The 22,471-nt window shown below is 72.3% G+C and carries 25 protein-coding genes and 3 pseudogenes; 11 read left to right on the top strand and 17 right to left on the bottom strand.

The genetic code is table 11. The annotated features are described in order from the left end of the window. The first annotated feature begins 101 nt into the window (after positions 1–101). Both FU792_RS00680 and FU792_RS00675 read left to right on the top strand, forming a co-directional pair. Positions 102–2,807: a cell wall-binding repeat-containing protein gene (locus tag FU792_RS00680; protein ID WP_052327688.1), complete on the top strand. Its 2,706-nt coding sequence runs from the start codon at positions 102–104 to the stop codon at positions 2,805–2,807. 162 nt (positions 2,808–2,969) lie between these two features. Continuing rightward, entirely contained in the window at positions 2,970–3,857 is an 888-nt protein-coding gene (locus FU792_RS00675) for a MerR family transcriptional regulator (protein WP_022923339.1), read from the top strand. Between the two features lie 6 nt (positions 3,858–3,863). Here the strand turns inward: FU792_RS00675 and FU792_RS00670 are convergent, their stop codons facing one another. The 8 genes and pseudogenes from FU792_RS00670 to FU792_RS00640 all read right to left on the bottom strand — a co-directional run bounded on the left by FU792_RS00670 (position 3,864) and on the right by FU792_RS00640 (position 9,665). Continuing rightward, on the bottom strand, positions 3,864–4,772 hold the full coding sequence (locus tag FU792_RS00670; RefSeq protein ID WP_022923340.1) for an ABC transporter substrate-binding protein: 909 nt from the start codon (positions 4,770–4,772) through the stop codon (positions 3,864–3,866). A gap of 136 nt (positions 4,773–4,908) precedes the next feature. Further along, on the bottom strand, positions 4,909–5,598 hold the full coding sequence (locus FU792_RS00665; RefSeq protein ID WP_028130721.1) for an ABC transporter permease: 690 nt from the start codon (positions 5,596–5,598) through the stop codon (positions 4,909–4,911). Continuing rightward, complete coding sequence (locus FU792_RS00660; protein ID WP_022923341.1) at positions 5,595–6,236, bottom strand: ABC transporter permease; 642 nt, start codon at positions 6,234–6,236, stop codon at positions 5,595–5,597. The genes FU792_RS00665 and FU792_RS00660 overlap by 4 nt, the downstream gene beginning before the upstream one ends. Then, complete coding sequence (locus FU792_RS00655) at positions 6,233–7,390, bottom strand: ABC transporter ATP-binding protein (RefSeq protein ID WP_022923342.1); 1,158 nt, start codon at positions 7,388–7,390, stop codon at positions 6,233–6,235. Before FU792_RS00655 ends, FU792_RS00660 begins: the two co-directional genes overlap by 4 nt. Before the next feature lie 124 nt (positions 7,391–7,514). Next, a pseudogene (locus FU792_RS18275) lies at positions 7,515–7,616 on the bottom strand (SUMF1/EgtB/PvdO family nonheme iron enzyme); the annotation flags it as partial. A 61-nt stretch (positions 7,617–7,677) separates the two neighbouring features. Further along, positions 7,678–7,932 (bottom strand): annotated as a pseudogene (locus FU792_RS18270) (SUMF1/EgtB/PvdO family nonheme iron enzyme); the annotation flags it as partial. Positions 7,933–7,982: 50 nt separating this feature from the next. Next, on the bottom strand, positions 7,983–8,942 hold the full coding sequence (locus FU792_RS00645) for an NAD(P)H-binding protein (protein ID WP_022923343.1): 960 nt from the start codon (positions 8,940–8,942) through the stop codon (positions 7,983–7,985). 3 nt (positions 8,943–8,945) lie between these two features. Continuing rightward, positions 8,946–9,665, bottom strand: a complete 720-nt coding sequence (locus FU792_RS00640) for a CPBP family intramembrane glutamic endopeptidase (RefSeq protein ID WP_028130723.1) — start codon at positions 9,663–9,665, stop codon at positions 8,946–8,948. Positions 9,666–9,771: 106 nt separating this feature from the next. On the opposite strand from FU792_RS00640, the gene FU792_RS16585 reads away from it, so the two are divergent. Continuing rightward, positions 9,772–9,936 (top strand): hypothetical protein, encoded by a 165-nt coding sequence (locus FU792_RS16585; protein ID WP_022923345.1) that lies wholly within the window; start codon positions 9,772–9,774, stop codon positions 9,934–9,936. Positions 9,937–9,954: 18 nt separating this feature from the next. Here FU792_RS16585 and FU792_RS00635 read toward each other — a convergent pair whose 3' ends face one another. The 5 genes from FU792_RS00635 to FU792_RS00615 are packed head-to-tail and all read right to left on the bottom strand — an operon-like array spanning position 9,955 to position 12,995. Beyond that, positions 9,955–10,746, bottom strand: a complete 792-nt coding sequence (locus FU792_RS00635) for a tryptophan-rich sensory protein (RefSeq protein WP_028130724.1) — start codon at positions 10,744–10,746, stop codon at positions 9,955–9,957. Then, the gene (locus tag FU792_RS00630) at positions 10,743–11,180 is read right to left on the bottom strand and encodes a DUF2177 family protein (RefSeq protein WP_022923346.1); all 438 of its coding nucleotides are present in this window, start codon (positions 11,178–11,180) and stop codon (positions 10,743–10,745) included. Before FU792_RS00630 ends, FU792_RS00635 begins: the two co-directional genes overlap by 4 nt. After that, complete coding sequence (locus FU792_RS00625) at positions 11,177–11,713, bottom strand: pyridoxamine 5'-phosphate oxidase family protein (RefSeq protein ID WP_022923347.1); 537 nt, start codon at positions 11,711–11,713, stop codon at positions 11,177–11,179. Before FU792_RS00625 ends, FU792_RS00630 begins: the two co-directional genes overlap by 4 nt. Then, the gene (locus tag FU792_RS00620) at positions 11,710–12,459 is read right to left on the bottom strand and encodes an anti-sigma factor (protein ID WP_022923348.1); all 750 of its coding nucleotides are present in this window, start codon (positions 12,457–12,459) and stop codon (positions 11,710–11,712) included. The genes FU792_RS00625 and FU792_RS00620 overlap by 4 nt, the downstream gene beginning before the upstream one ends. Then, positions 12,456–12,995 carry an RNA polymerase sigma factor gene (locus FU792_RS00615; RefSeq protein WP_022923349.1) on the bottom strand — a complete coding sequence of 180 codons (540 nt, stop codon included), beginning with the start codon at positions 12,993–12,995 and terminating at the stop codon, positions 12,456–12,458. Before FU792_RS00615 ends, FU792_RS00620 begins: the two co-directional genes overlap by 4 nt. 59 nt (positions 12,996–13,054) lie before the next feature. Between FU792_RS00615 and FU792_RS17540 the strand changes: the two genes are divergently transcribed. Both FU792_RS17540 and FU792_RS00610 read left to right on the top strand, forming a co-directional pair. Then, on the top strand, positions 13,055–13,255 hold the full coding sequence (locus FU792_RS17540; protein WP_022923350.1) for a hypothetical protein: 201 nt from the start codon (positions 13,055–13,057) through the stop codon (positions 13,253–13,255). Between the two features lie 6 nt (positions 13,256–13,261). Next, positions 13,262–13,753: an SAM-dependent methyltransferase gene (locus FU792_RS00610; protein ID WP_272943984.1), complete on the top strand. Its 492-nt coding sequence runs from the start codon at positions 13,262–13,264 to the stop codon at positions 13,751–13,753. A 16-nt stretch (positions 13,754–13,769) separates the two neighbouring features. On the opposite strand, the pseudogene FU792_RS00605 reads toward FU792_RS00610, so the two are convergent. The 3 genes and pseudogenes from FU792_RS00605 to FU792_RS00595 form a co-directional block, all read right to left on the bottom strand. Then, positions 13,770–14,051 (bottom strand): annotated as a pseudogene (locus tag FU792_RS00605) (class F sortase); the annotation flags it as partial. Continuing rightward, positions 14,000–14,320 carry a sortase family protein gene (locus FU792_RS00600; protein WP_149814459.1) on the bottom strand — a complete coding sequence of 107 codons (321 nt, stop codon included), beginning with the start codon at positions 14,318–14,320 and terminating at the stop codon, positions 14,000–14,002. The gene FU792_RS00600 and the pseudogene FU792_RS00605, both read right to left, overlap by 52 nt. Before the next feature lie 195 nt (positions 14,321–14,515). Next, positions 14,516–15,328 (bottom strand): DUF4397 domain-containing protein, encoded by an 813-nt coding sequence (locus tag FU792_RS00595; RefSeq protein ID WP_022923352.1) that lies wholly within the window; start codon positions 15,326–15,328, stop codon positions 14,516–14,518. Positions 15,329–15,548: 220 nt separating this feature from the next. Between FU792_RS00595 and FU792_RS00590 the strand changes: the two genes are divergently transcribed. Next, positions 15,549–15,785, top strand: coding sequence for a hypothetical protein (locus tag FU792_RS00590; protein ID WP_022923353.1), 237 nt, complete (start codon positions 15,549–15,551; stop codon positions 15,783–15,785). 7 nt (positions 15,786–15,792) lie between these two features. Further along, a complete protein-coding gene (locus tag FU792_RS00585; RefSeq protein WP_149814458.1) occupies positions 15,793–16,677 on the top strand; it encodes an FHA domain-containing protein in 885 nt (294 codons plus the stop codon). Between the two features lie 92 nt (positions 16,678–16,769). Here FU792_RS00585 and FU792_RS00580 read toward each other — a convergent pair whose 3' ends face one another. Further along, positions 16,770–17,471 (bottom strand): FadR/GntR family transcriptional regulator, encoded by a 702-nt coding sequence (locus FU792_RS00580; protein ID WP_028130728.1) that lies wholly within the window; start codon positions 17,469–17,471, stop codon positions 16,770–16,772. Positions 17,472–17,581: 110 nt separating this feature from the next. Here FU792_RS00580 and eat point away from each other — a divergent pair, with 110 nt between their 5' ends. Genes eat through FU792_RS00560 form a run of 4 tightly spaced genes read left to right on the top strand, consistent with a single transcriptional unit; the run spans position 17,582 to position 22,459 of the window. Next, the gene (gene eat, locus FU792_RS00575; protein ID WP_022923356.1) at positions 17,582–19,012 is read left to right on the top strand and encodes an ethanolamine permease; all 1,431 of its coding nucleotides are present in this window, start codon (positions 17,582–17,584) and stop codon (positions 19,010–19,012) included. Then, positions 19,009–20,373 carry a glutamine synthetase family protein gene (locus FU792_RS00570; RefSeq protein ID WP_022923357.1) on the top strand — a complete coding sequence of 455 codons (1,365 nt, stop codon included), beginning with the start codon at positions 19,009–19,011 and terminating at the stop codon, positions 20,371–20,373. Before eat ends, FU792_RS00570 begins: the two co-directional genes overlap by 4 nt. Continuing rightward, positions 20,370–21,086, top strand: coding sequence for a gamma-glutamyl-gamma-aminobutyrate hydrolase family protein (locus FU792_RS00565; protein ID WP_022923358.1), 717 nt, complete (start codon positions 20,370–20,372; stop codon positions 21,084–21,086). The genes FU792_RS00570 and FU792_RS00565 overlap by 4 nt, the downstream gene beginning before the upstream one ends. Continuing rightward, positions 21,083–22,459, top strand: coding sequence for an aldehyde dehydrogenase family protein (locus FU792_RS00560; protein ID WP_022923359.1), 1,377 nt, complete (start codon positions 21,083–21,085; stop codon positions 22,457–22,459). Before FU792_RS00565 ends, FU792_RS00560 begins: the two co-directional genes overlap by 4 nt. The last annotated feature ends 12 nt before the right edge of the window (positions 22,460–22,471 follow it).

The raw sequence follows: 22,471 nt of genomic DNA, 5'->3' as shown, positions 1-22,471 counted from the left end.
GCGTGGTCCGTTCGTCGGGTGGGGCCGCTGGGGTATGGGCTACGTTGCTGTCCAGGTGCTCAAGGCCGAGCCCTGAATCCCCCGTGAGGAGATCCGAACGCATGTCCCCCCGAAACCCCTCCGCACGCCGCGGCCTGGTAGCCGTCGGCGCCGCGATCGCCCTGGTGGGCAGCGGAGCCGCGGTCGCGTCCAGCGCGCCCGGCTCGCCCCTGCCGGGCGCACCGCTGCCGGCCGCCCCCGAGATCGAGGACCCGACGCAGGCGCAGCGCATCGCGGGCACCGACCGCTACGGCACGGCCGCCGAGATCGCGCGCGCCTTCCCCGCCGAAGCCACCGACACCGTCGTGGTCGCCTCCGGGCAGACCTTCCCCGACGCCCTGAGCGCCCAGCTCTTCTCCGCCGACGGCCTGCCCGGCCTGGACGTCGACGGAGCCGGGCTGCCGGTCCCGATGCTCCTCACCAAGCAGGACCAGCTGCCCTCGGCCACCGCCGACGCGCTCGAGGACCTGGCGCCGAGCACCATCGTCATCGTCGGCGGCGAGGTCGCCGTGTCCGAGACGGTCGCGGAGGAGCTCGCGGGCTTCGGCGCCGAGGTCGAGCGGCTCGCCGGCGAGGACCGCTACGACACCAGCGCCGAGATCGCGGGCACGTTCCCGACCGGGCTGCCCGTCCTCTACCTCGCGACCGGCACCGACTACCCGGACGCCCTCACCGGTGGCGCCCGCGCCGGCCGTGACGGCGTGCCGATGCTGCTCACCGACCCGGCCGAGCTCCAGGACAGCACCGCCGAGGTGATCGAGACCCTGCAGCCCGCCTCGGTGGTGGTGCTCGGTGGCTCCGGCGCCGTGTCCGACGACGTCGTCGAGGCGGTCGCCGAGATCGTCCCGGACACCAACCGGCTCTTCGGCAAGGACCGCTACGGCACCGCCGTGGCGCTGGCGTCCTCCTACGAGTACGACTCGGTCGCCTACCTGGCCAGCGGACAGGACTTCCCCGATGCCCTCACCGGCGGGGCCTTCGCGGCCTTCCACGAGGGCCCCCTGCTGCTCAGCAGGGCAGACGGGGTGCCGACGGTGACCGCGGCCGCCCTGGACCGGCTCTCCCCGCAGGGCCTGGTGCTCTTCGGCGGTGAGGTCGCGCTGCAGAAGGAGCAGGTCGAGGACGCGCTCAACGCGACGCTCCCCGTCTGGGTCGACGAGCTCGTGGTCCAGATGCTCTCCTTCAACGACTACCACGGCCACATCGAAGAGGAGGACGGCACGCTGGACGAGGAGCAGGACCCCGACCAGAACCTCGTCGGCGGAGCGGTCAACCTCGGCTCCACGCTGCAGGCGCTGCGCACGCGCTCCTTCGAGGAGCAGACGGTGACGGTCGCCGCGGGCGACCTCATCGGAGGCTCCACCTTCGTCTCCGGCCTCTTCCAGGACGAGCCGTCGGTCGAGACCCTCGAGGTCGCCGGGCTGGACATCTCCGGCGTCGGCAACCACGAGTTCGACGAGGGCGTCGAGGAGCTGCTGCGTATGCAGGACGGCGGCTGCCACCCCGAGCGCGGCTGCTTCGAGGAGGAGCCCTACGACGGTGCCGACTTCCAGTGGCTGGCGGCCAACGTCGTCGACACCGAGTCCGGTGAGCCGATCCTCCCGGCCACCGAGGTGCGGACCGTCGACGGTGTCGACGTCGGCTTCATCGGTATGACCCTCGAGGAGACCCCGACCCTGGTCAGCCCCGGTGGCGTGTCCACCGTCGACTTCCTCGACGAGGTCGAGACCGCCAACGCCCAAGCCGCGCAGCTGCGCGAGGACGGTGTCGAGTCGATCGTCGTGCTGCTGCACGAGGGCGGCTATCAGACCGGTCTCTACGACGCCTGCGAGGGCGTCTCCGGCCCGGTCGTGGAGATCGCGGAGAACCTGGACCCGGCGATCGACGCCGTGGTCACCGGGCACACCCACCAGCCCTACGTCTGCAGCATCCCCGACCCGGACGGCGACCCCCGCCTCGTGACCAGCGCGAACCAGTACGGCCGCGTGGTGACCGAGACGGCGCTGACCATCTCCCGGGAGAGCGGCGACGTGACCCGGGACCGGGCCTACGCCGACAACCACCTCGTGCTGCAGTCCATCGCGGACGACCCGGAGATGGCCTCGGTCGTCGAGAAGTGGGTCGCCCGGGCCGAGGTGCTCGCCGGCGAGGTCGTCGGCACGGTCGCCGAGGACATCACCGGCGACGCCGGCGGTGACCGCGGCGTCGAGACGCCGATGGCCGACCTGGTGGCCGACTCCATCCTCTTCGGCACCGACGGTGACGACGAGGGTGGTGCGCAGATCTCGTTCATGAACGTCGGCGGCGTGCGCGCCAGTCTCCTCGTGGACCAGATCAGCAACGAGGAGGCGGCCGGTGAGGTCACCTACCAGGAGGCCTACAACGTCATGCCGTTCGGCAACATCCTGGTGTCGATCGACATGACCGGAGAGCAGGTGAAGGCGGTCCTGGAGCAGCAGTACGACCCGGAGCGAGGCCGTCCGTACCTCGCGCTGGGCGTCTCCGAGGGCTTCACCTACACCTGGGACGACAGCCAGCCGCAGGGCAGCAAGGTGAGCGACATGCAGCTCGACGGCGTGCCGCTGGAGATGGATCAGACCTACCGGGTCTCGACCCTGAACTTCCTCCAGCAGGGCGGTGACAGCTTCACCGCCTTCACCGAGGGCACCAACCTCGTCGGTGGTCCCGAGGACCTGGCCAACCTGGTCGACTACCTCCGGGCGAACCCCGACCTGTCCGCCCCCGAGGACCGCGTCAGCGGTCTCTGAGGCGCACCCGACGACGGGCCGCCACCCCGGGTTCACCCCCGGGGTGGCGGCCCGTCGGCGTCGGCGCGGTGGCTGTCTCTACCACCCCGCTCTGCCCGCGGGCGCTAGGCTGCCTGTCCAAGGACCGTCCCAGCTTTGTCCGATGACGTCAGGAGGCGCCCGGTGCCGGGGGTGCGCTACACCGTGAAGCAGGTCGCCGAGGCGACCGGCATCCCCGCGGCGACGCTGCGCGCCTGGGAGCGTCGCTACGGCGTCGTGGAGCCGCAGCGCTCCTCATCGCAGTACCGCCTCTACGACGAGGACGACGTCCGGCGGCTGACGCACATGGCCGAGCTGGTTCGGCACGGCACACCCGCCTCCCTGGCCGCCACCCAGGTGCGCGGCGCCGACGCGGAGCGCGCACCGACCGAGGCCGAGCGTCGGACCGGGCTCGGTCCACCGGTGGCCGACCTCATCCGGGCGGCGCAGCGGTACGACGACACCGCGGTCAGCCAGGTGCTGGACCGGGCCCTCGCGGGGGTCTCCTTCGAGCAGGCGCTCGAGGGCTGGCTCATGCCGGCGTTGACCGAGCTGGGTCGCGCCTGGGGACGCGGTGAGCTGGACGTCTCGGGTGAGCACTTCGTCTCCGCTGCGGTCCACCGACGGCTGGCCTCGGCCTTCGACGCCGCCGGCCCCAACTCCGGAGCCCCGGTCGCCCTCGTCGGACTGCCACCGGGTGCGCTCCACCTGCTCGGCACGATGGGCTTCGCCGTCTGCCTGCGGCGTCAGGGGATCGACGTCCGCTTCCTCGGGGCGGACGTGCCGCACGAGAGCTGGGAGCACTCGGTCGATGCGCTGCGACCGGGCGGCGTGGTCATCAGCGTGCCCATGCCCCGGGACACCGCGCCGGCGGCACGGTTGGTCGACTCACTGCACGCCGCCCACCCGCAGCTGCCGCTGTGGGTGGGCGGGCACGGTGCCGCGACGGAGCGGCTGCGCGGTTCACGCCACCTGCCCGACTCGGTCGTCGAGGCAGCGCGCAGCGTCGCGCGCAGGCTGCACCAGGGCTGATGCGGCTCAGAGCTCGTCGTCGACGAACTCCTGCGCGACCTCCTGCGGGTCGGCGCCGTCGGACAGCTCGACCATCATCTCGGTCAGCCGCTCGGTCGTGAGCGCGTCGGACACCTCGTTGAGCGCCTCCTCCACGTCGTCGCTGACGGCATCGGCACTGATGAGGGGCACGACGTTCTGCGCTGCGAAGAGCGACTCGGGATCCTCCAGCACGACGAAGTCGTTGGCCTCCACGGCCGGGTCCGTGGTGAAGATGTTGGCGACGTCCACCTGGCCGCCCGCCAGCGACTCCACGGTCAGGGTCGAGCCCGCGGACAGCGAGCGGAACGAGGCGAACTCCAGGCCGTAGGTCTCGGCCAGCCCGTCGACGCCGTTGGGCCGGGTCTCGAACTCCGGCGGCCCGCCGAGGGTGAGGTCACCGGCATGCGGCTCCAGGTCACCGATCGCGGTGAGGTCGAGCTCTTCGGCGGTCTCCTGCGTGACGACCAGGGAGTCCTTGTTCTCCGCGTCGCTGATCTCGAGCACCTGCAGCCCCTCAGGGAGGTTCTCCTGCAGGTCCGCCAGCACGTCCTCGGAGGAGGTGACGGTGATCTCGGAGTTGAAGTAGGTGGCCAGGCCACCGGTGTACTCCGGGATCACGTCGATCGAGCCGTCCTCGATCGCGGCGACGTAGGTCTCCCGGCTGCCGATGTTGAGCTGGGTGTCGACCTCGACGTCGTACTCCTCGAGCGCGGCGGCGTAGATCTCGGCGAGCAGCTCATTCTCGGGGAAGTTGGCCGAGCCGACGGTGATAGCCCCGCCCGATCCGCCCTCGGACTCTCCTCCGCCCTCCGCCATGGGGTCCTCCCCGCCACCGCAGGCGGCGAGGGCGAGGGTCGTGCCGAGGGCAAGGGTGAGCGCTGCGTTGCGTCGCATGTGGGTTGTCCTCCCAGTGGGGTTCGGTGTGGCTGTCAACGTCGGTGTGTCGCGGGGTATGCCGCGGGGCTGGTCACGATCAGGTCACGGGAGCGCGCGTCGGGTGACGTCCTCGGGCCTCGTCCGTGCTCACGGGTCAGTGCTCCCGAGCGGCGACGAGGCCGGGGGAGACGACGAACCGCTGGATCCCGGCCATGGCCAGGTCGACCAGCAGGGCCAGGACGGCGACCGCGATCGCCCCACCGGCCATCACCTCGTACTGCCGCGAGGCCTGGCCGTCGATGAGGTAGCGGCCCAGCCCGCCGATGCCCACGACCGCGGCGATGGTCGCCGTCGCGATGATCTGCAGCATCGCCGAGCGCAGCCCGGAGAGGACCAGCGGCAGCGCGGCCGGCACCTCCACCTGCCAGAGCACCTGCGAGCCGGTCATGCCCACGCCGCGGGCGGCGTCCCTGGCCGCCGGGTCCACGGACTCGACACCGGCATACGTCCCGGAGAGCACGGGCGGGATGGCGAGCAGCACCAGTACGAGCACCACCGGGAGCTCGAAGGCGAGGTCGCCGCTCAGCCGGGGCAGCAGCAGCAGCACACCGACGAAGAGGACACCCAGGCTGGGAATGGCGCGGAAGGCGCCGGCGAGGTTGATCGCCAACCAGCGACCCTTGCCGGTGTGCCCGATGTAGAGCCCCACGGGGACAGCCACGAGCGCGGCCAGCGCCAGGGCGATGAGCGAGATCCGCAGGTGGGTCACGCTCTGGGCCAGGATCCCCCCGGACCCGGTCCAGGTCTCGGGGTCGGTCAGCCACTGCCAGGTGAGCGAGATCATCGGGCCGCCCCCGCCCGCATCCAGGGTGTCAGCGCCCGGGACAGCAGCGCGATCCCTGCGTCCAGCGCGATCGCCAGCACCATGCAGGTGACGATGCCGACGAGGATCGGACCCATGTCGTTGCGGTTGAAGCCCTCGGTGAAGAGCTGACCGAGCTGGCTCACCCCGATGAGCGCCGCGACCGAGACGATCGACACGTTGCTCACCGCGGCCACACGCAGCCCCGCGGTGATGACGGGGACCGCGAGGGGCAGGTCCACGACGACGGTGCGGCGCAGCTCGCCGTAGCCCATCGCTGTCGCCGCCTGCCGGGTCGCCCCCGGCACGGAGCCGAGGCCGTCGGCGACGGTCCGGGTCAGCAGGGCGATGGTGTAGAGCGTCATCGCCACGAGCACGTTGGCGTCGTCGAGGATCTGGGTCCCGAGGAGCAGCGGCAGCAGGATGAAGAGCGCGAGCGAGGGGATGGTGTAGAGCAGGCTGGTCCCGGCGATCATGGGCGGCGCGAGCCAGCGGTAGCGGGTGGCCAGCCAGCCCAGCGGAAGGCTGATGAGCAGCCCGATCAGCAACGGCACCCCTGCGAGGTAGAGGTGGCGGAGCAGGAGGTCACCGATCGTGGACCAGGCGACACCGCCGATCACGCGTGCTCCTCCTGCGGGTCGGTCGCCTGCACGTGCTCGCCCTGAGGCTCACCGTCCGGCTGCGCCACCGGGTCACCTGTGGGTCGCTCGGCGCGCTCCCGCTCGAGGGCCGTGATGACCTCGCGGGGCTCGACCGTGCCCACCACCCGGCCCTGCTCGACGACGACGCCCCGCCCGGACGGGGCGGACAGCGCGGCGTCCAGGAAGACCCGGGCGCTGTCGCCCAGCTCGGCGAGGGAACCCATCCGGTGCAGCTCCTCCTCTCCCACCGGGCCGCCGCTGGTGTGCCGGTCGACCCAGCCCAGCGGCTCCCCCTCCTCGCTCACGGCGAGCACCCAGCCGCTCCCGGCGGGCACGTCCTGGCCGAGGGTGACCGTCTGCTCCGCCGAGGGCTCGACCACGGCGTCGGTGAAGCCGAGCTTGCGGTAGCCGCGGTCCTTGCCGACAAAGCTGGCGACGAAGTCGTCGGCGGGCTCGCGCAGCAGCTCACCCGGGCTTGCGAGCTGGGCGAGCCGACCACCCTGGCGCAGCACGGCGACGTGGTCGCCGAGCCCGATGGCCTCGTCGATGTCGTGGGTGACGAGCACCACGGTGATGCCGAGCTCGCGCTGCAGCCGCTTGACCTCGGCCTGCAGGTCCATCCGCACGAGCGGGTCGACCGCGCTGAACGGCTCGTCCATGAGCACGACCTCGGGGTCGCTGGCCAGGGCTCGGGCCACGCCCACGCGCTGCTGCTGACCCCCGGAGAGCTGCGCGGGATAGCGCTCGGCCTGGTCCGCGGTGAGCCCGACCTTCTCGATCGCCTCCATCGCGGCGTTGCGCGCCCGACCGGTGTCCCACCCGATGAGCTTCGGGACGGTCATGACGTTCTTGAGCACCGTGCGGTGCGGGAACAGTCCGGCGTGCTGGATGACGTAGCCGATCGAGCGGCGCAGCTGCGCCGGTTTGCGCTCCGCGATGTCCTGGTCGTCGATGAGGATGCGTCCCTCGGTCGGCTCCACCATCCGGTTGATCATCCGCAGACTGGTGGTCTTGCCACAGCCGGAGGGCCCGACGAAGACGGTGATCCCGCCCTGCGGGACCTCCAACGTCAGGTCGTCCACGGCCGTCACACCGTCGGCATACCTCTTGGTCACGCCCTCGAAGCGGATCATGCACCGACCCTACGGGGCACCACCGACAGCGGCATGTCCAAGCGCGGTGCGGCCTGTCGGGCTCCCCACCACGATCCCCGTGCTCGGTCTCGGTCGGCAGGTACCGCCCGGCCCAGGTCGCGTAGGCCTGCGCGTCCTCGAGGCAGACGTGCACCACCGGGTGGTGGGCGAGGCCTTCCAGGTCGGTGCCGGGACCCCGCGGGTGCCGCCAGCTGGCGCCGGGCACCCCACCGCCACCACAGGTCCCAACGGTGTAGCGGCACCGGGCCCGCGGTCGGGGTGAAGACGAGCGAGCCGGGCACCAGCACGGAGGGGTCGACACCCGGGGGCAGCGTCGCGGGGTCCGGCGCACGCTCGGCCGTGGTGCGGTATGCCGTCTCCCGGACGAAGGCGGCGAACTGTGCGTTGGTGACCGGGTGCCGCTCCATCGCGAACGGCCCGACGCGCACCTCACGCGTCGGCCCCTCCTCGGGGTAGCCGGGCCGAGCGCCCAGCACGAACTCGCCGCCCGGCAGCGGGACGAGCTCGGTCAGGTCGGCCATGGTGCCGCCGATGCTAGGGCCTCCGGGCCCGGCTGCGGGCCGGCCCGGCCTCAGTCGCCCTCGACCGCCCGCCGCACCGCCTCCCGGTAGGGCGTGGCCCCGCCGGCCGGACGACCGACCAGCTGGGCGAGGTCGTCCTCCTGGCACACCACCTCGTGCACGAGCGAGCCCACGAGCGGCTTGGCGACCCCGGCGTCGACCGGCGTCACCAGCCCCACCCAGTGCGAGGCCAGCCAGGGGGTCAGGACCGGCAGGGTCACGATGAGCCGGTGGGACAGGCCGGTCTCCATCGCGAAGCCCTGCATCATCTGCTTGTAGGTCAGGACGTCCGGGCCGCCGATGTCGAAGGTGCGGTTGACGTCGGCGGGCAGGTCCGCGGCCGCCACGAGGTAGTGCAGCACGTCGTCGATGCCGATGGGCTGGATGCGGTTTTTCAACCACTTCGGGGCCACCATGACCGGCAGCCGCTTGGTCAGGTGGCGCAGCATCTCGAAGCTCGCCGAGCCCGAACCGATGACAGTGGCCGCCTGCAGCACCGCCGTGGGGACGCCCGAGGCCATGAGGATCTCGCCCACCTCCACGCGGGAGGCCAGGTGCTTGGAGAGCTTCTCGTCCGGGATGTCAGGGTGCAGCCCGGACAGGTAGACGATCCGGCTCACCCCGGCGTCCCGCGCCGCGCGGCCGAACTCGCGGGCCAGCCGCCGGTCCCGCGCGACGAAGTCACCGGAGCCGTCCATCGAGTGGATGAAGTAGTAGGCGAGGTCGGCCCCGGCGAGCGCCTGCTCGAGGTCGGCGCGCTCGGTGGCGTCGCCCTCGCTCACCTCCACCCGGTCGGCCCACTCCCGCGGCAGCTTGTCGGCGGAGCGGGTGAGCACCCGGACGGTATGTCCCCGCTCCAGCAGCAGCGGGACCAGGAGCCCGCCGATGTAGCCGGTGGCGCCGGTGACCAGGGCCCGCCCACGCGGGTCGTGGCCGTCGGCGGGACCGGGTGTGTCGGTGGTGTCGGTCATGGTTCAGCTCACGATCTCGAGGAGGGGAGGGAGGAGGAGGAGCATGCCGGCCGACCACGTGATGTGGGTGATGGCCGGGCCCAGGATGCCGCCGGTCACCCGGCGCTGCAGCCCGCAGACCAGACCGATGAGGACGGCGGCGAAGACGAGGAGGGGCACGCCGGACCCGACGGTGACCAGGGCGTAGAGCGCCGTGGTCGCCAGCACCGTCCACCGCTGCGGGATCGCGGCGTAGAGCGCACCGCGGAAGAAGATCTCCTCGGCGATGCCGTTCATCACCGTGATGACCAGGACGACGGGGACCGAGGCGAAGCGGACGTGGTCGAGCAGGTCGTTGACCGGCCCGGCCAGCCAAGGGATCCGACCCACGACGAGGGCACCGGCGAGGAAGACGGCGAGCAGCAGCAGGCCGAGGGCGAGGGACTGGACGACGGGTCGGGCATACTCACCGGCGCGGGTATGCCCCTGGCCGAGGTAGAGCCGCCCGGACAGGAACGCCCCGCCGACCCAGACCGCGGCCAGCGCCGTCGTCCAGACGTAGAACGACGGGTCGCCCGGCGGCAGCCGCAGCGACCACCACAGCATCACCGCTCCCACGACGAGCGTCACCGCCGAGACCAGCCGGCGGCGGCGCAGCACGTGCTCCTCGTCCCGGTGGTCCCGCGGCACGGGCGTCACCAGCGCCGCTCGCAGGAACGAGCGCAGCTCCGAGACCGGGTTCACACCCTCCACCGTCCTACCTGCGCGCTCACGGCGCATCCTCAACCGGCAGCGACCGGGCCGCGCACCGGCCGGTCGAGCACGACCTGGTCGACGTCGATGGTCCCGGATGCGCTACGACGTCCTGGACGAAGCCATCGACGCCCAGATCTCTGATCACCAGGACCGCGGCGACGACGTCGATCTTCCGGGGTCGTTGCGCCGGGCTGGATGCCCTCAATTCGCCGACGTGGTTCTGGAACGCCTCCGCCTCATGGCCCTGCGTCGTGCCTGACTCACTCACCATCGACTCTCACCGCGCACGGTCGGGCATGTGCTGTGCGGCGGCCCGCAGTCCGAGAAAGGCGACGGCCACCGCGGTGAGCGCCGCGGCGATCCCGACCACCTCGGAGCGGAGGTCGCCGGTGAGACGGCCGGCCGCGACCCAGGCCGTCCCCCATACGACCGCAGCGGTGAGGCCGAGCTGGAAGAGCCGCTGGTCGGTGCGGCTCAGCAGCCAGAGAGCCAGGACCACGACGACGGCCAGCACCCCGACGGTGATCCAGGTGGAGACCGCGCTGTCCGCGTCCACGCCGAGACCCACCAGCCAGGACGCGATGTTGGCGCAGGTGGCCACGCAGATCCAGCCCAGGTAGAGCCCGAAGGTGGCGGAGACCCACACGTCGGCGCCCAGCCCCTGTCGCGGCAGCCCGCTGGTGGCCCGGAGCACGAGCCCGAGCGAGACCACGATGCCGAGCATGACCACGACCGAGAGCCAGACCCACCCGGCGAAGACGACCAGGAGCCACAGGCCGTTCAGCGCGATGGCCGCCGCCGCGGGCAGGCGGGTGGCGCGGGCCCAGCGCGAGTCGGCGACGCGGGGCAGCCACTGCCACACGACGTACCCCGCCAGACCGAGGTAGATCACCGACCAGATCGAGAAGGCGGGACCCTGGGGGGCGATGAGGGTGGCGCTGTCGGAGAAGAGCCCGCCGCCCTGCGACTCCACCCCGCCGCCGGCGACCGCACCGGTCCCGACGAGCGTGCCGCCGATCCAGAGGACGGCCGTGAGGGTGACGACCACCTGCTGCGCGCGCACCGTCATCGGCGCCTCCCACGGACCACCGCGGTGGCGAGCGCTGCCGCCGAGCTGCTGGCCAGGGCCCCCCAGGCGAGGTCGAGCGGCACCACGTCGGCGGGGAAACCGTCGATGACGGCCAGGCTCGTCAGGTCGTAGGCGGCGTAGGCCACGAGACCCAGGGCCGCTCCCTGGCCCGCGGCGCGGCCGATGCTGCCCGCGGCGACCCCGGGAGCGGTGGCGAAGTGGGTGAGCCCGACCGTGTAGATCCCGTAGAACGCCGCGGCCGCGGGGATGTTGACCGGGTCGGCCATGAGCGAGCCGAAGCTGGAGGCGTACTTGTCCTTGGCCAGCACGCCGAGCCACAGCGCGTCGAGGGCGCCGAAGGCCACACCGGTCGCCGCCAACGAGGCCAGCCAGCGGCCGGCCCCGAGGCGGGGTGAGGTGCGGGCATCGCTCACGGCAGCTCCACGACGGTCGGCCCGGCATCCTCCTGGTCGCCCTTGCCGGTGACCATCTTCAGCGTGTCGACGGCTGTGCCGATGAGCGAGTCGCCACCCCAGTACATGACGGTGTCGCCGTTGACCTTGAGCACCACGTTGTCCGGGTTCTCCGGGCCGCCCTCCATGAAGGCGTCGGCACCCTTGGACCAGAGCTGCTGCACCAGGGCGCGGTCGTCGACCACGGTGGCGGTGCCGGCGAGCGACACCCACGCCTTCCTCGAGGAGTAGGCGACGTTGACGTGGGCGTTGGCCCGCACGTCGTCCGCCACGGCGCTGCTCGAGCGCACGAGGAAGAGGACGTCGCCGTCCTCCTCGTGCACCTGCGTGGACAGCGGGCGGCTGCTGAGCCGGCCGTCCGCCGAGCTGGAGTCGACCGTGGTGAGCATGGCGATGTCCATGCTGGACATCACCTCGTGGGCCTTCGCGACGGCATCGGGGTCGGAGGTGACGGTCACCGGGTCGGCGGGGCTGGTGTCGTGGTGCTCGGTCATGCCTGGTCCTCTCGGAGGGTGGTGTGTCGAAGGTTGTGCACAACGTTTGCGGAGTTGAGGGACAGGGGTGCGTCGTTTCCTGCCGAGGCCTGCCGCAGCTCACCGCGCACCAGGCTCTCCCCACCGTGGGTGGGGTCGCCGTCCAGGCGCTCGCGGGAGATGTCCACCACGGGGTACTCGGACAGCTCCACGCCGTCCGGCAGGCTGAACTCCGCCTGGGTGCCGGAGATGACCCCGATCGTCACCATGCCGCTGGTGTCGGGCCGCAGCAGCCAGACCTCGAGGTAGCCGTCCCCGGCGTCGGGTCGCTCGGCGAGCTCGACGCGCAGCCGTCGCTCACCGTCGACGTTCAGGACCTCGGCGCTGCCCTCGACGCTCTGCCCGGCGTCCGGCAGGTCGGCCAGGTCGGCGTCCGCCACGACGACGCCCGGGTCGTCGGTCACGTCACCCAGCACGGCCGTGCCCAGCCAGGCCACGAGCGCACCGACGGCGGCGGCAGCAAGCAGCGGCCAGCGGGTGGGGCGGGCGCGGTGCGCGCGGCGCTCCCGCCTGGCCTGGGACGGCGGCGGGGACGCCGTGCCAGACGAGCGGGACGGCGGCGGCGAGGTCTCGGAGGAGTCTGTCCGGACCTCGGCCCGGATGCGGTCCCAGGTGGCGGGCGAAGGGGTGCTGTCCAGCGCGCCGGCGCGCCGGAGCAGCGCCTCGGCACGCTCGTGGCGTGCGGCCTCAGAGCGGTCGGCGTTCATCCTTCACCTCCGAGAAGTGTTCGGAGCCGAGCCAGGGTTCGGTTCGTATGCGTCTTGACCGTGCCCAGCGGGAGGTCGAGACGCTCGGCGATCTCCCGCTGGGTGAGGTCCTCCACGTAGGCGAGCAGGATGATCCGCCGCTGCGGGTCGCCGATGCGCTCCAGCTCCTCGTAGATCGTGAGCAGGTCGGCGCTGTCCGCCTGGGACCACCCGGCGCTGTCGGCGCCCTCGTCGGGGGACATCTCCGCGACCGGGTGCCGTCGGCGCGTCCGGAGGTGGTCGGCGATCCGCCTGCGGGTGATCCCCACCAGCCAGGCCCCCAGCGGGCCGGCCTGCGGATCGTAGGTGGCGCGTCCACGCCAGGCGGAGACGAACACCGCCTGGGTGACGTCGTCGGCGTCGTCCGGTCCGACCGCCCGTCGGGAGAGTCCGTGTACCAGACCTGACCAGCGGCGGTAGGCGCGCTCGAGCGCGTCCTGCTCGCCCTGGACCCAGTCGGCGGCGATTCCCTCGTCATCGTCGGCACCGCCACTCATGCCGCAACCCTAGGCGACCCCACGCGCCCAGGCAGCCCCGTGTGGTGAGGGTCGGCGGCATGCCGACCCCGGTGGCCCCACGCCTGCACGACCTTCTCGCCCCGTTGGCGGGAGGTTCCCTGCCCGTCCATCTGACCGCCTGGGACGGCTCCGCCGCCGGCGCCGACCCCGCGCAGGCGGTGGTCCGCGGCCGGCTGCACAGCCTGGGGCGCGACCGGGCCGCCATCAGCCACCACTACGACCTGTCCAACGACTTCTAGGAGCTCATCCTCGACGCGCAGATGGCCTACTCCTGTGCCTACGTCACCCAGCCGGGAGCCGACCTGACCACCGGGCGGGAGAGCGAGGCATACCCCCTGGAGCAGGCGCAGTTCGACAAGCTCGAGCTGGTCTGCACCAAGCTGGGCCTGGACGACCGCCCGGACCAGCGCGTCGTCGACGTCGGGTGCGGTTGGGGCTCCCTGACCCTGCACGCCGCGCGCGAGCACGGCGCCCGCGTGGTGGCGGTGACGATCAGCCGGGAGCAGCAGGCCTTCGTGCAACGACGGGCGCAGGAACAGGGCGTGGCCGACCGGGTCGACGTGCGGCTCCAGGACTACCGCGAGGTGCCGGAGACCGACTTCGAGGCGGTCGCCTCCCTTGAGATGGGCGGCGAGGAGGTCACCCGGGTCTGGGAGCTCTACCTCGCCGCCGGGGCGTGGACCTTTGCCGCCGGGCGGATGGGCGTCGACCAGCTCCTGCTGCGCCGGCCCTCCTGAGAGTGAGGGAGCGCCGTCACCCGACGGGTGTCGCGGTGACGACGAGGTTGTCACGGTAGCTTCCTGCGCGCTCCGACCAGGGGCCGGTGCAGGTGACGAGCTGCAGCAGGGGCGGACCGTCGCGGTCGAAGAGATCATCGACGGGCAGCTCCTTCTTGTCGGTGGTGCGGCGGGCGGTGACGGTGTAGTCGGTGCGCGAGCCGTCATCGTGCTCGACGACGACCCGCATGTCCTCCTGCGCCTCGGTCAGCGCCATGAAGGCACCGGGGCCCTCCCGGTCGTCGACGTGGCCCGCGAGGACGGCGGACCCCGTGTCGTCACCCGGCGAGGGGCCGAAGCGGTACCAGCCCGCCCGGTCGGCGTCCTCGGGACCTCCATGAGGCCGTCATCCGTGACGCCGACGGCGTCGAGCGGGACGTCCAGCCCGAGGTCGGGGACGAGGAGCCGGACGGGCGGGGACGTCGTGGCGTCGGGCTCGTCGGGGATCGAGGCGTCCCTGGTGCCCGGTCGCTGCTCCACGACCGCGCCACCGTCCTGCGGGGGCGCCGCGGTGGGGACAGGGTCCACCGCGGCGCCTGCTGCCTCCGACCCACCCGCCGGTGAGGGGGCCGCAGGGGTGGGCGACCCGAAGTCGGCGGCAGCGGGGAGCGGATCGCGCTGCAAGCCCCAGAGGGCGAGTGCGACGACCGCGAGACTGCTGAGCAGGGCCACCGCCGCGACCGGCGAGAACCGGCCGCGGCGGGGCTGGGTCCGGGGCAAGGGTCAGGCGACCTCGCGACGGACCAGGCGGCTGCCGGCGAGCACCGCACCGGCAGCGCCGGCCATGAGGAGCACCGCGAGGACCGGCCCCGAGGTGGCCAGGCCACCCTGGCCCGAGGGGACGCCGCCCGGGTCACCGTGCAGGCCGTCGATGGTCTGCACCGCGAGGTCGAGCGTGCCGTCCTCGGCGGAGCCCCACGCGTAGACGATGGTGTTGGTGCCCTCGGCGAGGTCGAGGTCGGCCGGGCCGATCACGACGTCCTCGGTGCCCGCGAGCACCACGTCGGCCGACACCATGGCGGCCTCGAGGTTGAGGATCCCCTCGTTGGGGTTGGTGAGCCCCTCCACCACGGGGCTGCCCCCGGCGCGCACGTCGACCGCCGGGGCCGCTGCCGCGTGCCGGACGGTCAGCCGGGCCTGGCCGGCGTCGAGCGCGGAGGTGTCGTTGGCGAAGGCGGACAGCGTCGGGGTGCCGTCCTCCATCAGGTGCGCGGCGAGGGTGACGTTGGCGCCTCCCGGCACCTCGACGCCCTCGGCGGAGATGGCCGGCTCGGCCGACTCGGGGTCGTCGCCGTCGGCATACACCTCGATGTCGTAGCTGCCCTCGGGGAGCATCATCGGGTCGGTCAGCGTGCCGGGCTCGAAGTCGGGGACGGTCTCCTCACCGTTGACGTAGACGTCGACGGTGAGACCGGGGACACCGTGCAGGACCGAGACCGTGGCCTCGTGGTTGTCGGCCATCGCCGGACCGGCGAGGGCGACCGTGCTGGCGCCGGCCAGCAGGGCGACGGCGCCCGTGGCTGTGATCTTCCGCATGAGGGGTGCTCCTTCATCGCAGCTGGGGTGGACTGGTTCCACCCTCACTCACCATTACGAGCCGACAACCCCGGGCGGATTCATCCTTTGTCAAAAGTTTTTGTCGAGTATGTCTCACCCACTTCCCCTTGTGCCGCGCGGTTCGAAGGAGGAGACTGCCCTACATAGGACAAGGGTTGGACACACCGGTCCGGCCCTGACGAGCACCAGGAGGGTGACGATGAGCGAGCACCAGGGACAGATGACCGGCACGGACGGGCAGCAGGTGTCGTGGACCGACCTCGGCAAGGAGATGTGGAACTACCTCACCGGCCAGGGCGCGGCGATCAACTACACCTTCCAGGACATGGCCGTGGAGGTGCCGCGCGACACCGGCGCGGACGCACCGCGCGCGACGTGGAAGCTGGACGGCACGCTGCGGATCACCACCGAGGACCGCGAGCACGGCGCGAGCTGAGCGCGGGATGACGCAGCAGCTGCACATCGACGCCGACCTGCGGTTGACGATCACGGTCCCGTCGAAGGGGGACGGGTCGGACGAGCAGGTGACGGCGACCGTCCGGGGCTCGGGCACGCAGATCGAGGTCCAGCTCGATCAGCTCGGCGGCATCCCGCTCGGCCTGGGGCGTCGCGCTGCCTCGGACCTCGTCTCCGACGTCGGGAGCGCGGCCGCGGACGCCGGCCTGACCATCTCGGTGGCCGGTCCCGACGGGCCGGTGCTCGCCCCGGGCCAGGTGCGCTCGCGCTTCCTCGACCGGGTCGTGACCGGGTCGCGTCATGTCGAGGTGCGCGACCGGCGTGGTGCGCTGCGCATGTTGCGGGACGCCCGGGCGGGCGGTCCCTCGCTGGCCGACCTGGCGCCGCCGGCGACCCCGTGGCCGATCGTCCCGACGGGCGCCCGTCCGCGGCGGCGCCGGGTCACGACGACCCACGACCCGCTGGGCGGCGGCAACCCGCGGCTCGTCTATTACCCCGCCCCCGGTCCGGAGCAGGGGGCGCCGCGGCTGGTGGCACCGCTGCGGCGCGGGACGACCACCATCGGCTCCGAAGAGGAGTGCGACATCGTCGTCCCCGGGCTCGATCCGCAGCACGCCGAGATCCGGCGCGACCCGACCACCGACGAGTACCTCCTGCACGCCTCGCCGGGCAGCCACGCCGGGGTCGGTGGGCAGCCCGCCGACGCCGACGGGACCGTGCTGCGCACCGGCGCGACGGTGGTCTGCGGCGACCAGACCTTCGTCTACCAGCGCGAGGAGTATGCCGACCACGGGCGACCCTACGGCGGTCGCGAGGGCGGCGAGTTCAGCCGCCAGCGACCGCAGCGCCCACCGCGGCACTACCAGCGCTGAGGCGCAGACCTGGCCGTCGAGGACGGCTGCGACAGACCCCACCGGGCGTCGCGGACCCAGAGCGCGGGGCTCGTGTCCGCGACGTCCGGTGGTCAGACCGAGAAGCCGCGCAGCAGTGCGGCGGTGCCCTCGAGGTGGTCGCGCATGGCTTCCTCAGCCGGCCCCGGCGCGCCCCCGAGCACCGCCGCGACCACGGCCTCGTGCTGCCGGGTCGAGTGCGCGAGGTTGGGCGGGATGAGCGGGATGCGGTCGAGCATGGCATTCGTCCGGTCGCGCACGTCGGCCACGACGCCCGCCAGGCTGGGTGAGCCGCTCAGCTCGGCGAGCGCGAGGTGCAGCCGGGCGTCGAACGGGCGGTACTGCTCCACCCCCGCTGCCGCGCAGTCCTGCGAGGCCTGACGCAGCCGCCCCTGCTCCGCCGGTGACAGCTCGCGGGCGGCCGCGAGCGCCGCAGCAGCCGGTTCGACGATCCTCCGCAACGTCAGCAGGTCCTCCACCTGCGCCGCCACCAGGCCGCCCTCGGCCCCGCTCGCCGGCACCGGTCCCCAGACGTAGGTGCCGCCGTAGCGGCCCCGGCGCACGCTGACGTAGCCCGCCGCACGCAGCTCGCCGATGACCTCCCGCAGCGTCGTCCGGGAGACCTGGAGCGAGGTCGCCAGCTCACGCTCCGGGGGCAGCTTGGACCCGGGCGGGAAGGTCCCGAGGCGCAGCAGGCGCAGCAGCCGCTCCATCGTCTCCTCGAAGGCGTTGCCGCGCCGGACCGGCACCACCCGTGGATCGCGACCCTCCTGCATACCCGACACCGTAGGCCCTGGTCGGGCCTTGACGGCTTCCGGCAACCGCGCCAGACTCGCCCCTGACGCTCAATGGACCAATAGTGATCCATTGACGAGGAAGGGACGACATGGCGCGCAGGGTCGACTACCAGCAGGTCACGGACGACTACCACCAGCACCGACAGCTCAAGAAGGGCGCCGCGGGGTGGGTGCTGCTCGCCGGGCTCGGCGTCAGCTACGTCATCTCCGGCGACTTCGCGGGCTGGAACTTCGGTCTCGACGAGGGTGGCTGGGGAGGTCTGCTCATCGCCACCGTGCTCATGGCGGTCATGTACACCTGCATGGTGCTCGGCCTGGCCGAGATGTCCTCCACCCTCCCGACCGCCGGGGCGGGCTACGGTTTCGCCCGCCGGGCGCTGGGTCCGCTGGGCGGCTACGCGACCGGGGTCGCGGTGCTCATCGAGTATGCCGCCGCCCCCGCCGCGATCGCGGTCTTCATCGGCGGCTACGTCGAGGCGCTGGGCCTGTTCGGGCTGACGAACTCCTGGCCGGTCTACCTCGTCGCCTACCTCGTCTTCATCGGCCTGCACATCTGGGGCGTGGGCGAGGCGCTCAAGGTGATGTTCGCGATCACCGCCGTCGCCGTCGTGGCTCTCGTCGCCACCGTCGTCGGGCTGGTGCCGCACTTCGACCCCGCGAACCTCACCGACATCGCGGTCAGCGACGCCGCGGGCGCCAGCGCCCTGCTGCCCTACGGCTTCGCGGGAGCAGTCGCGGCGCTGGTCTACGGCATCTGGTTCTTCCTCGCCGTCGAGGGCGTGCCGCTGGCTGCCGAGGAGACCGCCGACCCCCAGCGCGACATGCCGCGCGGCATCATCGTCGCGATGGGCGTGCTGCTCGTCTTCGCCGCGCTCATGCTGCTGCTCGTCCCCGGCTCGGCCGGCGCCGAGACCGTCCGCACCTCCGACAACCCCCTCCCCGAGGCGCTGCGCGCGGCCCGCGGCGACGACGACTGGATCGCGGGCTTCGTCAACTACGCCGGCCTGGCCGGCCTCGTCGCCAGCTTCTTCTCGATCATCTACGCCTACTCCCGGCAGCTGTTCGCGCTGTCGCGGGCCGGCTACCTGCCACGCTTCCTGTCCCTGACCGGCTCCCGGCAGACGCCGTGGGTGGCGCTCGTCGTCCCCGGCACGATCGGCTTCCTGCTGGCGGCGCTCACCCAGAACGGCGCGCTGCTCATCAACATCGCCGTCTTCGGTGCCACCGTGTCCTACGTCCTGCTCAACCTCTCCCACATCGTGCTGCGCCGTCGCGAGCCCGACCTGGAGCGCGGCTACCGCACGCCCGGCGGGGTCGTCACGACGGGCATCGCGCTCGTGCTCAGCGTCGTGGCGGTCATCGCCACGTTCTTCGTCGACACGACCGCCGCCTGGATCACCGCGGGTGTCTTCGGTGCCTTCGTTGCCTACTTCTGGTTCTACAGCCGTCACCACCTGGTCTCCTCCGCCCCGGAGGAGGAGTTCGACCAGCTCACCGAGGCAGAAGGGGGCCTGCGATGACCCACCCGCGCAGCGAGCGGATGCTCACCGTCGACCAGCTCCGGGCGGGGGTGGCCGACGCCAGCATCGAGACCGTCGTCGTCGCCTTCACCGACATGCAGGGCCGGCTGCAGGGCAAGTACCTCCACGCCGCCTACTTCGTCGAGCACGCGCTCGGGCACGGCGTCGAGGGGTGCAACTACCTGCTCGCCGTGGACACCGAGATGAACACCGTCGACGGCTACGCCATCTCCTCCTGGGAGGCGGGCTACGGCGACATGGAGTTCACCCTGGACCTGGACACGATCCGCTGGGTCCCGTGGCTGGAGCGCACGGTGATGATCCAGTGCGACCTGGCGCTCACCGACGGCACCCCGGTGCCGATGTCGCCGCGCGCCATGCTCGCCTCGCAGGTCGAGCGGGCGGCGGGGCACGGCTGGTCCGCGGTCGCCGGCACCGAGCTGGAGTTCGTCGTTTACCGCGACTCCTTCGAGGAGGCCTGGACCAAGGGGTATACCGGTCTCACCCCCGCGAACCAGTACAACGTGGACTACTCGATCGTGGGCTCGGGCCGGGTCGAGCCGCTGCTGCGCCGGATCCGGTCGGACATGTGGACGGCCGGCATGACGGTGGAGTCGGCCAAGGGCGAGTGCAACCTCGGCCAGCACGAGATCGGCTTCCTCTTCGACGACGTCGTGACCACCTGCGACAACCACAGCGTCTACAAGACCGGCGCGAAGATGATCGCGGCCGACATGGGCCAGTCGCTGACCTTCATGGCCAAGCCCAACGAGCGAGAGGGCAACTCCTGTCACATCCACCTGTCGCTGCGCGGCCTGGACGGGTCGACGATCTTCTGGGAGGACGGCGGACGCACCGCGCTCTACGACCACTTCATCGCCGGGGTGCTGGCGACGATGCGCGAGTTCACCCTCTTCTACGCTCCCAACATCAACTCCTACAAGCGCTTCGCGCAGGGCTCTTTCGCCCCGACCGCCGTCGCCTGGGGCCAGGACAACCGGACCTGCTCGGTGCGCACCGTCGGGGAGGGCTCGTCGGCGCGGATGGAGAACCGGGTGCCCGGCGGTGACTGCAACCCCTACCTCGCGGTGGCCGCGATGATGGCCGGTGGCCTGCACGGCATCGAGCAGGAGCTCGAGCTGGAACCCATGATGACCGGCAACGCCTACGAGTCCGACGCCCCGCTGGTGCCACACACCCTGCGCGAGGCCCGGGATCTCTTCGCGGCCTCCGAGGTCGCGCGGCAGGCCTTCGGGGAGGACGTCGTGGACCACTACGTCAACATGGCGGACGTGGAGATCACCGCCTTCGACGCGGCCGTGACCGACTGGGAGCTGAGGCGGGGGTTCGAGCGTCTGTGAGCCGACCGCGGATCGGGCTGACCACCTACTACAAGGAGGCGGCCTGGGGAGTCTGGCGACGGGAGGCAGCCGTCGTGCCCGGCGTCTACGTCGAGGCAGTCTCCGCGGCAGGAGGGGCGCCGCTGCTGCTGCCACCGGTGGGGCTGGACCCCGCCGTCCTCGACGTCCTGGACGCCCTCGTGCTCGTCGGGGGGGCGGACGTCGACGCGGCGCAGTATGCCGCCGCCCCCCACCCGAGCACCGCGCCGGAGCCGGTGCGCGACGCCCCGGAGCTGGCGCTGGCCCGGGCGGCGCTGGAGCGCGAGGTCCCGCTGCTGGCGATCTGCCGCGGGGTGCAGGTGCTCAACGTCGCCCTGGGCGGCACGCTGGAGCAGCACCTGCCCGACCGACTGGGGCACACGGCATACCAGCCGAGCCCGGGGGTCTTCGGCGAGGTGACCTTCCGCACCGAGCCGGGGTCACGGATCGCTGCGGTGCTCGGGGCGGAGGCCGGCTCGCCGTGCTACCACCACCAGGGCATCGACCGGGTCGCCGACGGGCTGGTCGTCACCGCCCGATCCGCGGACGGCGTGGTCCAGGCGCTCGAGCCGGCGGACCACGCGGGGTGGGCGATCGGCGTGCAATTCCACCCGGAGGAGAACCCCGCCGACCGGCGGCTCTTCCACGCACTGGTCCACCAGGCCGCCACAGGAGAGGAGAGACCAACCGGATGAGCACCACCACCCCCAGCACCACCGACGTCATCAACCCGGCGACCGAGGAGGTCATCACCACCCTCAGGCTCGCCGACGTGGCCGAGACCGACCGCGCGATCGAGACCGCCCAGCGGGCCTTCCAGGGCTGGCGCGAGGTCTCCCCCGCCGACCGTGCGCGACTGCTGCGGCGCTTCGCGGCGGTGGTCGACGAGCACGTCGAGGAGCTGGCGCAGCTCGAGGTCGCGAATGCCGGGCACACGATCGGCAACGCCCGCTGGGAGGCGGGCAACGTCCGGGACGTCCTCAACTACTACGCCGGTGCGCCGGAGCGGCCCGGTGGCGAGACGATCCCGGTCGACGGGGGCGTCGCGATGACCTTCGCCGAGCCGCTGGGCGTGGTGGGTGTCATCGTCCCGTGGAACTTCCCGATGCCCATCGCCGGGTGGGCGATCGGCCCGGCGCTGGCGGCCGGCAACACCGTCGTGCTCAAGCCGGCCGAGCTGACCCCGCTCACCGCGCTGCGGCTGGCCGACCTGGCGCTGGAGGCAGGGATCCCCGAGGGGGTGCTGCAGGTCGTTCCTGGCGCCGGGTCGGTCGTCGGCGAGCGATTCGTCACCCACCCGCTGGTGCGCAAGGTGGTCTTCACCGGCTCCACCGCGGTCGGCAAGCGGGTGATGACCGGGTGCGCCGACCAGGTCAAGCGGGTGACCCTCGAGCTCGGCGGCAAGAACGCCAGCATCGTCTTCGCCGACGCCGACCTCGACGCGGCGGCTGCGGCGGCCCCGGGCGGGGCCTTCGACAACGCGGGGCAGGACTGCTGCGCCCGGTCCCGGTTGCTGGTGCAGTCGGACGTGCTCGACGCCTTCCTGGAGCGGCTGGAGCCGGTGGTGCGCGGCTTCGTGTGCGGCGACCCGGCCGAGGAGAGCAGCGGTATGGGGCCGCTGATCTCCGCGGCGCAGCGAGACGTGGTGGCGGGATACGTCGCCGACGCGGAGGTGCTCCTCGCCGGTGACGCCCCGCAGGGACCCGGCTTCTGGCACCCGCCGACGGTGCTGCATACCCGGTCGGAGCAGGACCCGGCCTTCACCGACGAGATCTTCGGGCCGGTGATCTCGGTGCTGCCGTTCCGCGACGAGGCGGACGCGCTACGGATCGCCAACGACACGGCCTACGGGCTGTCGGGGTCGATCTGGACCCGGGACGTGGGCCGGGCGCTGCGGGTGGCGCGGCGGCTGGAGGCGGGCAACCTCGCCGTCAACAGCCACAGCTCGGTGCGCTACAACACCCCCTTCGGCGGGTTCAAGCAGTCCGGCCTCGGGCGCGAGCTCGGGCCGCACGCGCTGGACGCCTTCTCCGAGACCAAGACCATCTTCATCGCCACCGGCGAGTGACCTGAGAGGACT

The sequence above is a fragment of the Serinicoccus marinus DSM 15273 genome (genome assembly GCF_008386315.1).
Classification (GTDB): Bacteria; Actinomycetota; Actinomycetes; order Actinomycetales; family Dermatophilaceae; genus Ornithinicoccus; species Ornithinicoccus marinus.
This window is presented reverse-complemented; position numbering and strand designations above follow the sequence as displayed.

Bases quoted from the DNA above. Each gene is read 5' to 3' on its own strand.
- FU792_RS00680 (WP_052327688.1), top strand. From the start codon at position 102: ATGTCCCCCCGAAACCCCTCCGCACGCCGCGGCCTGGTAGCCGTCGGC.
- FU792_RS00670 (WP_022923340.1), bottom strand. From the start codon at position 4,772: ATGCGACGCAACGCAGCGCTCACCCTTGCCCTCGGCACGACCCTCGCC.
- FU792_RS00665 (WP_028130721.1), bottom strand. From the start codon at position 5,598: ATGATCTCGCTCACCTGGCAGTGGCTGACCGACCCCGAGACCTGGACC.
- FU792_RS00655 (WP_022923342.1), bottom strand. From the start codon at position 7,390: ATGATCCGCTTCGAGGGCGTGACCAAGAGGTATGCCGACGGTGTGACG.
- FU792_RS00645 (WP_022923343.1), bottom strand. From the start codon at position 8,942: ATGACCGACACCACCGACACACCCGGTCCCGCCGACGGCCACGACCCG.
- FU792_RS16585 (WP_022923345.1), top strand. From the start codon at position 9,772: ATGCGCTACGACGTCCTGGACGAAGCCATCGACGCCCAGATCTCTGAT.
- FU792_RS00635 (WP_028130724.1), bottom strand. From the start codon at position 10,746: ATGACGGTGCGCGCGCAGCAGGTGGTCGTCACCCTCACGGCCGTCCTC.
- FU792_RS00625 (WP_022923347.1), bottom strand. From the start codon at position 11,713: ATGACCGAGCACCACGACACCAGCCCCGCCGACCCGGTGACCGTCACC.
- FU792_RS00620 (WP_022923348.1), bottom strand. From the start codon at position 12,459: ATGAACGCCGACCGCTCTGAGGCCGCACGCCACGAGCGTGCCGAGGCG.
- FU792_RS00615 (WP_022923349.1), bottom strand. From the start codon at position 12,995: ATGAGTGGCGGTGCCGACGATGACGAGGGAATCGCCGCCGACTGGGTC.
- FU792_RS17540 (WP_022923350.1), top strand. From the start codon at position 13,055: ATGCCGACCCCGGTGGCCCCACGCCTGCACGACCTTCTCGCCCCGTTG.
- FU792_RS00595 (WP_022923352.1), bottom strand. From the start codon at position 15,328: ATGCGGAAGATCACAGCCACGGGCGCCGTCGCCCTGCTGGCCGGCGCC.
- FU792_RS00590 (WP_022923353.1), top strand. From the start codon at position 15,549: ATGAGCGAGCACCAGGGACAGATGACCGGCACGGACGGGCAGCAGGTG.
- FU792_RS00585 (WP_149814458.1), top strand. From the start codon at position 15,793: ATGACGCAGCAGCTGCACATCGACGCCGACCTGCGGTTGACGATCACG.
- FU792_RS00580 (WP_028130728.1), bottom strand. From the start codon at position 17,471: ATGCAGGAGGGTCGCGATCCACGGGTGGTGCCGGTCCGGCGCGGCAAC.
- eat (WP_022923356.1), top strand. From the start codon at position 17,582: ATGGCGCGCAGGGTCGACTACCAGCAGGTCACGGACGACTACCACCAG.
- FU792_RS00570 (WP_022923357.1), top strand. From the start codon at position 19,009: ATGACCCACCCGCGCAGCGAGCGGATGCTCACCGTCGACCAGCTCCGG.
- FU792_RS00560 (WP_022923359.1), top strand. From the start codon at position 21,083: ATGAGCACCACCACCCCCAGCACCACCGACGTCATCAACCCGGCGACC.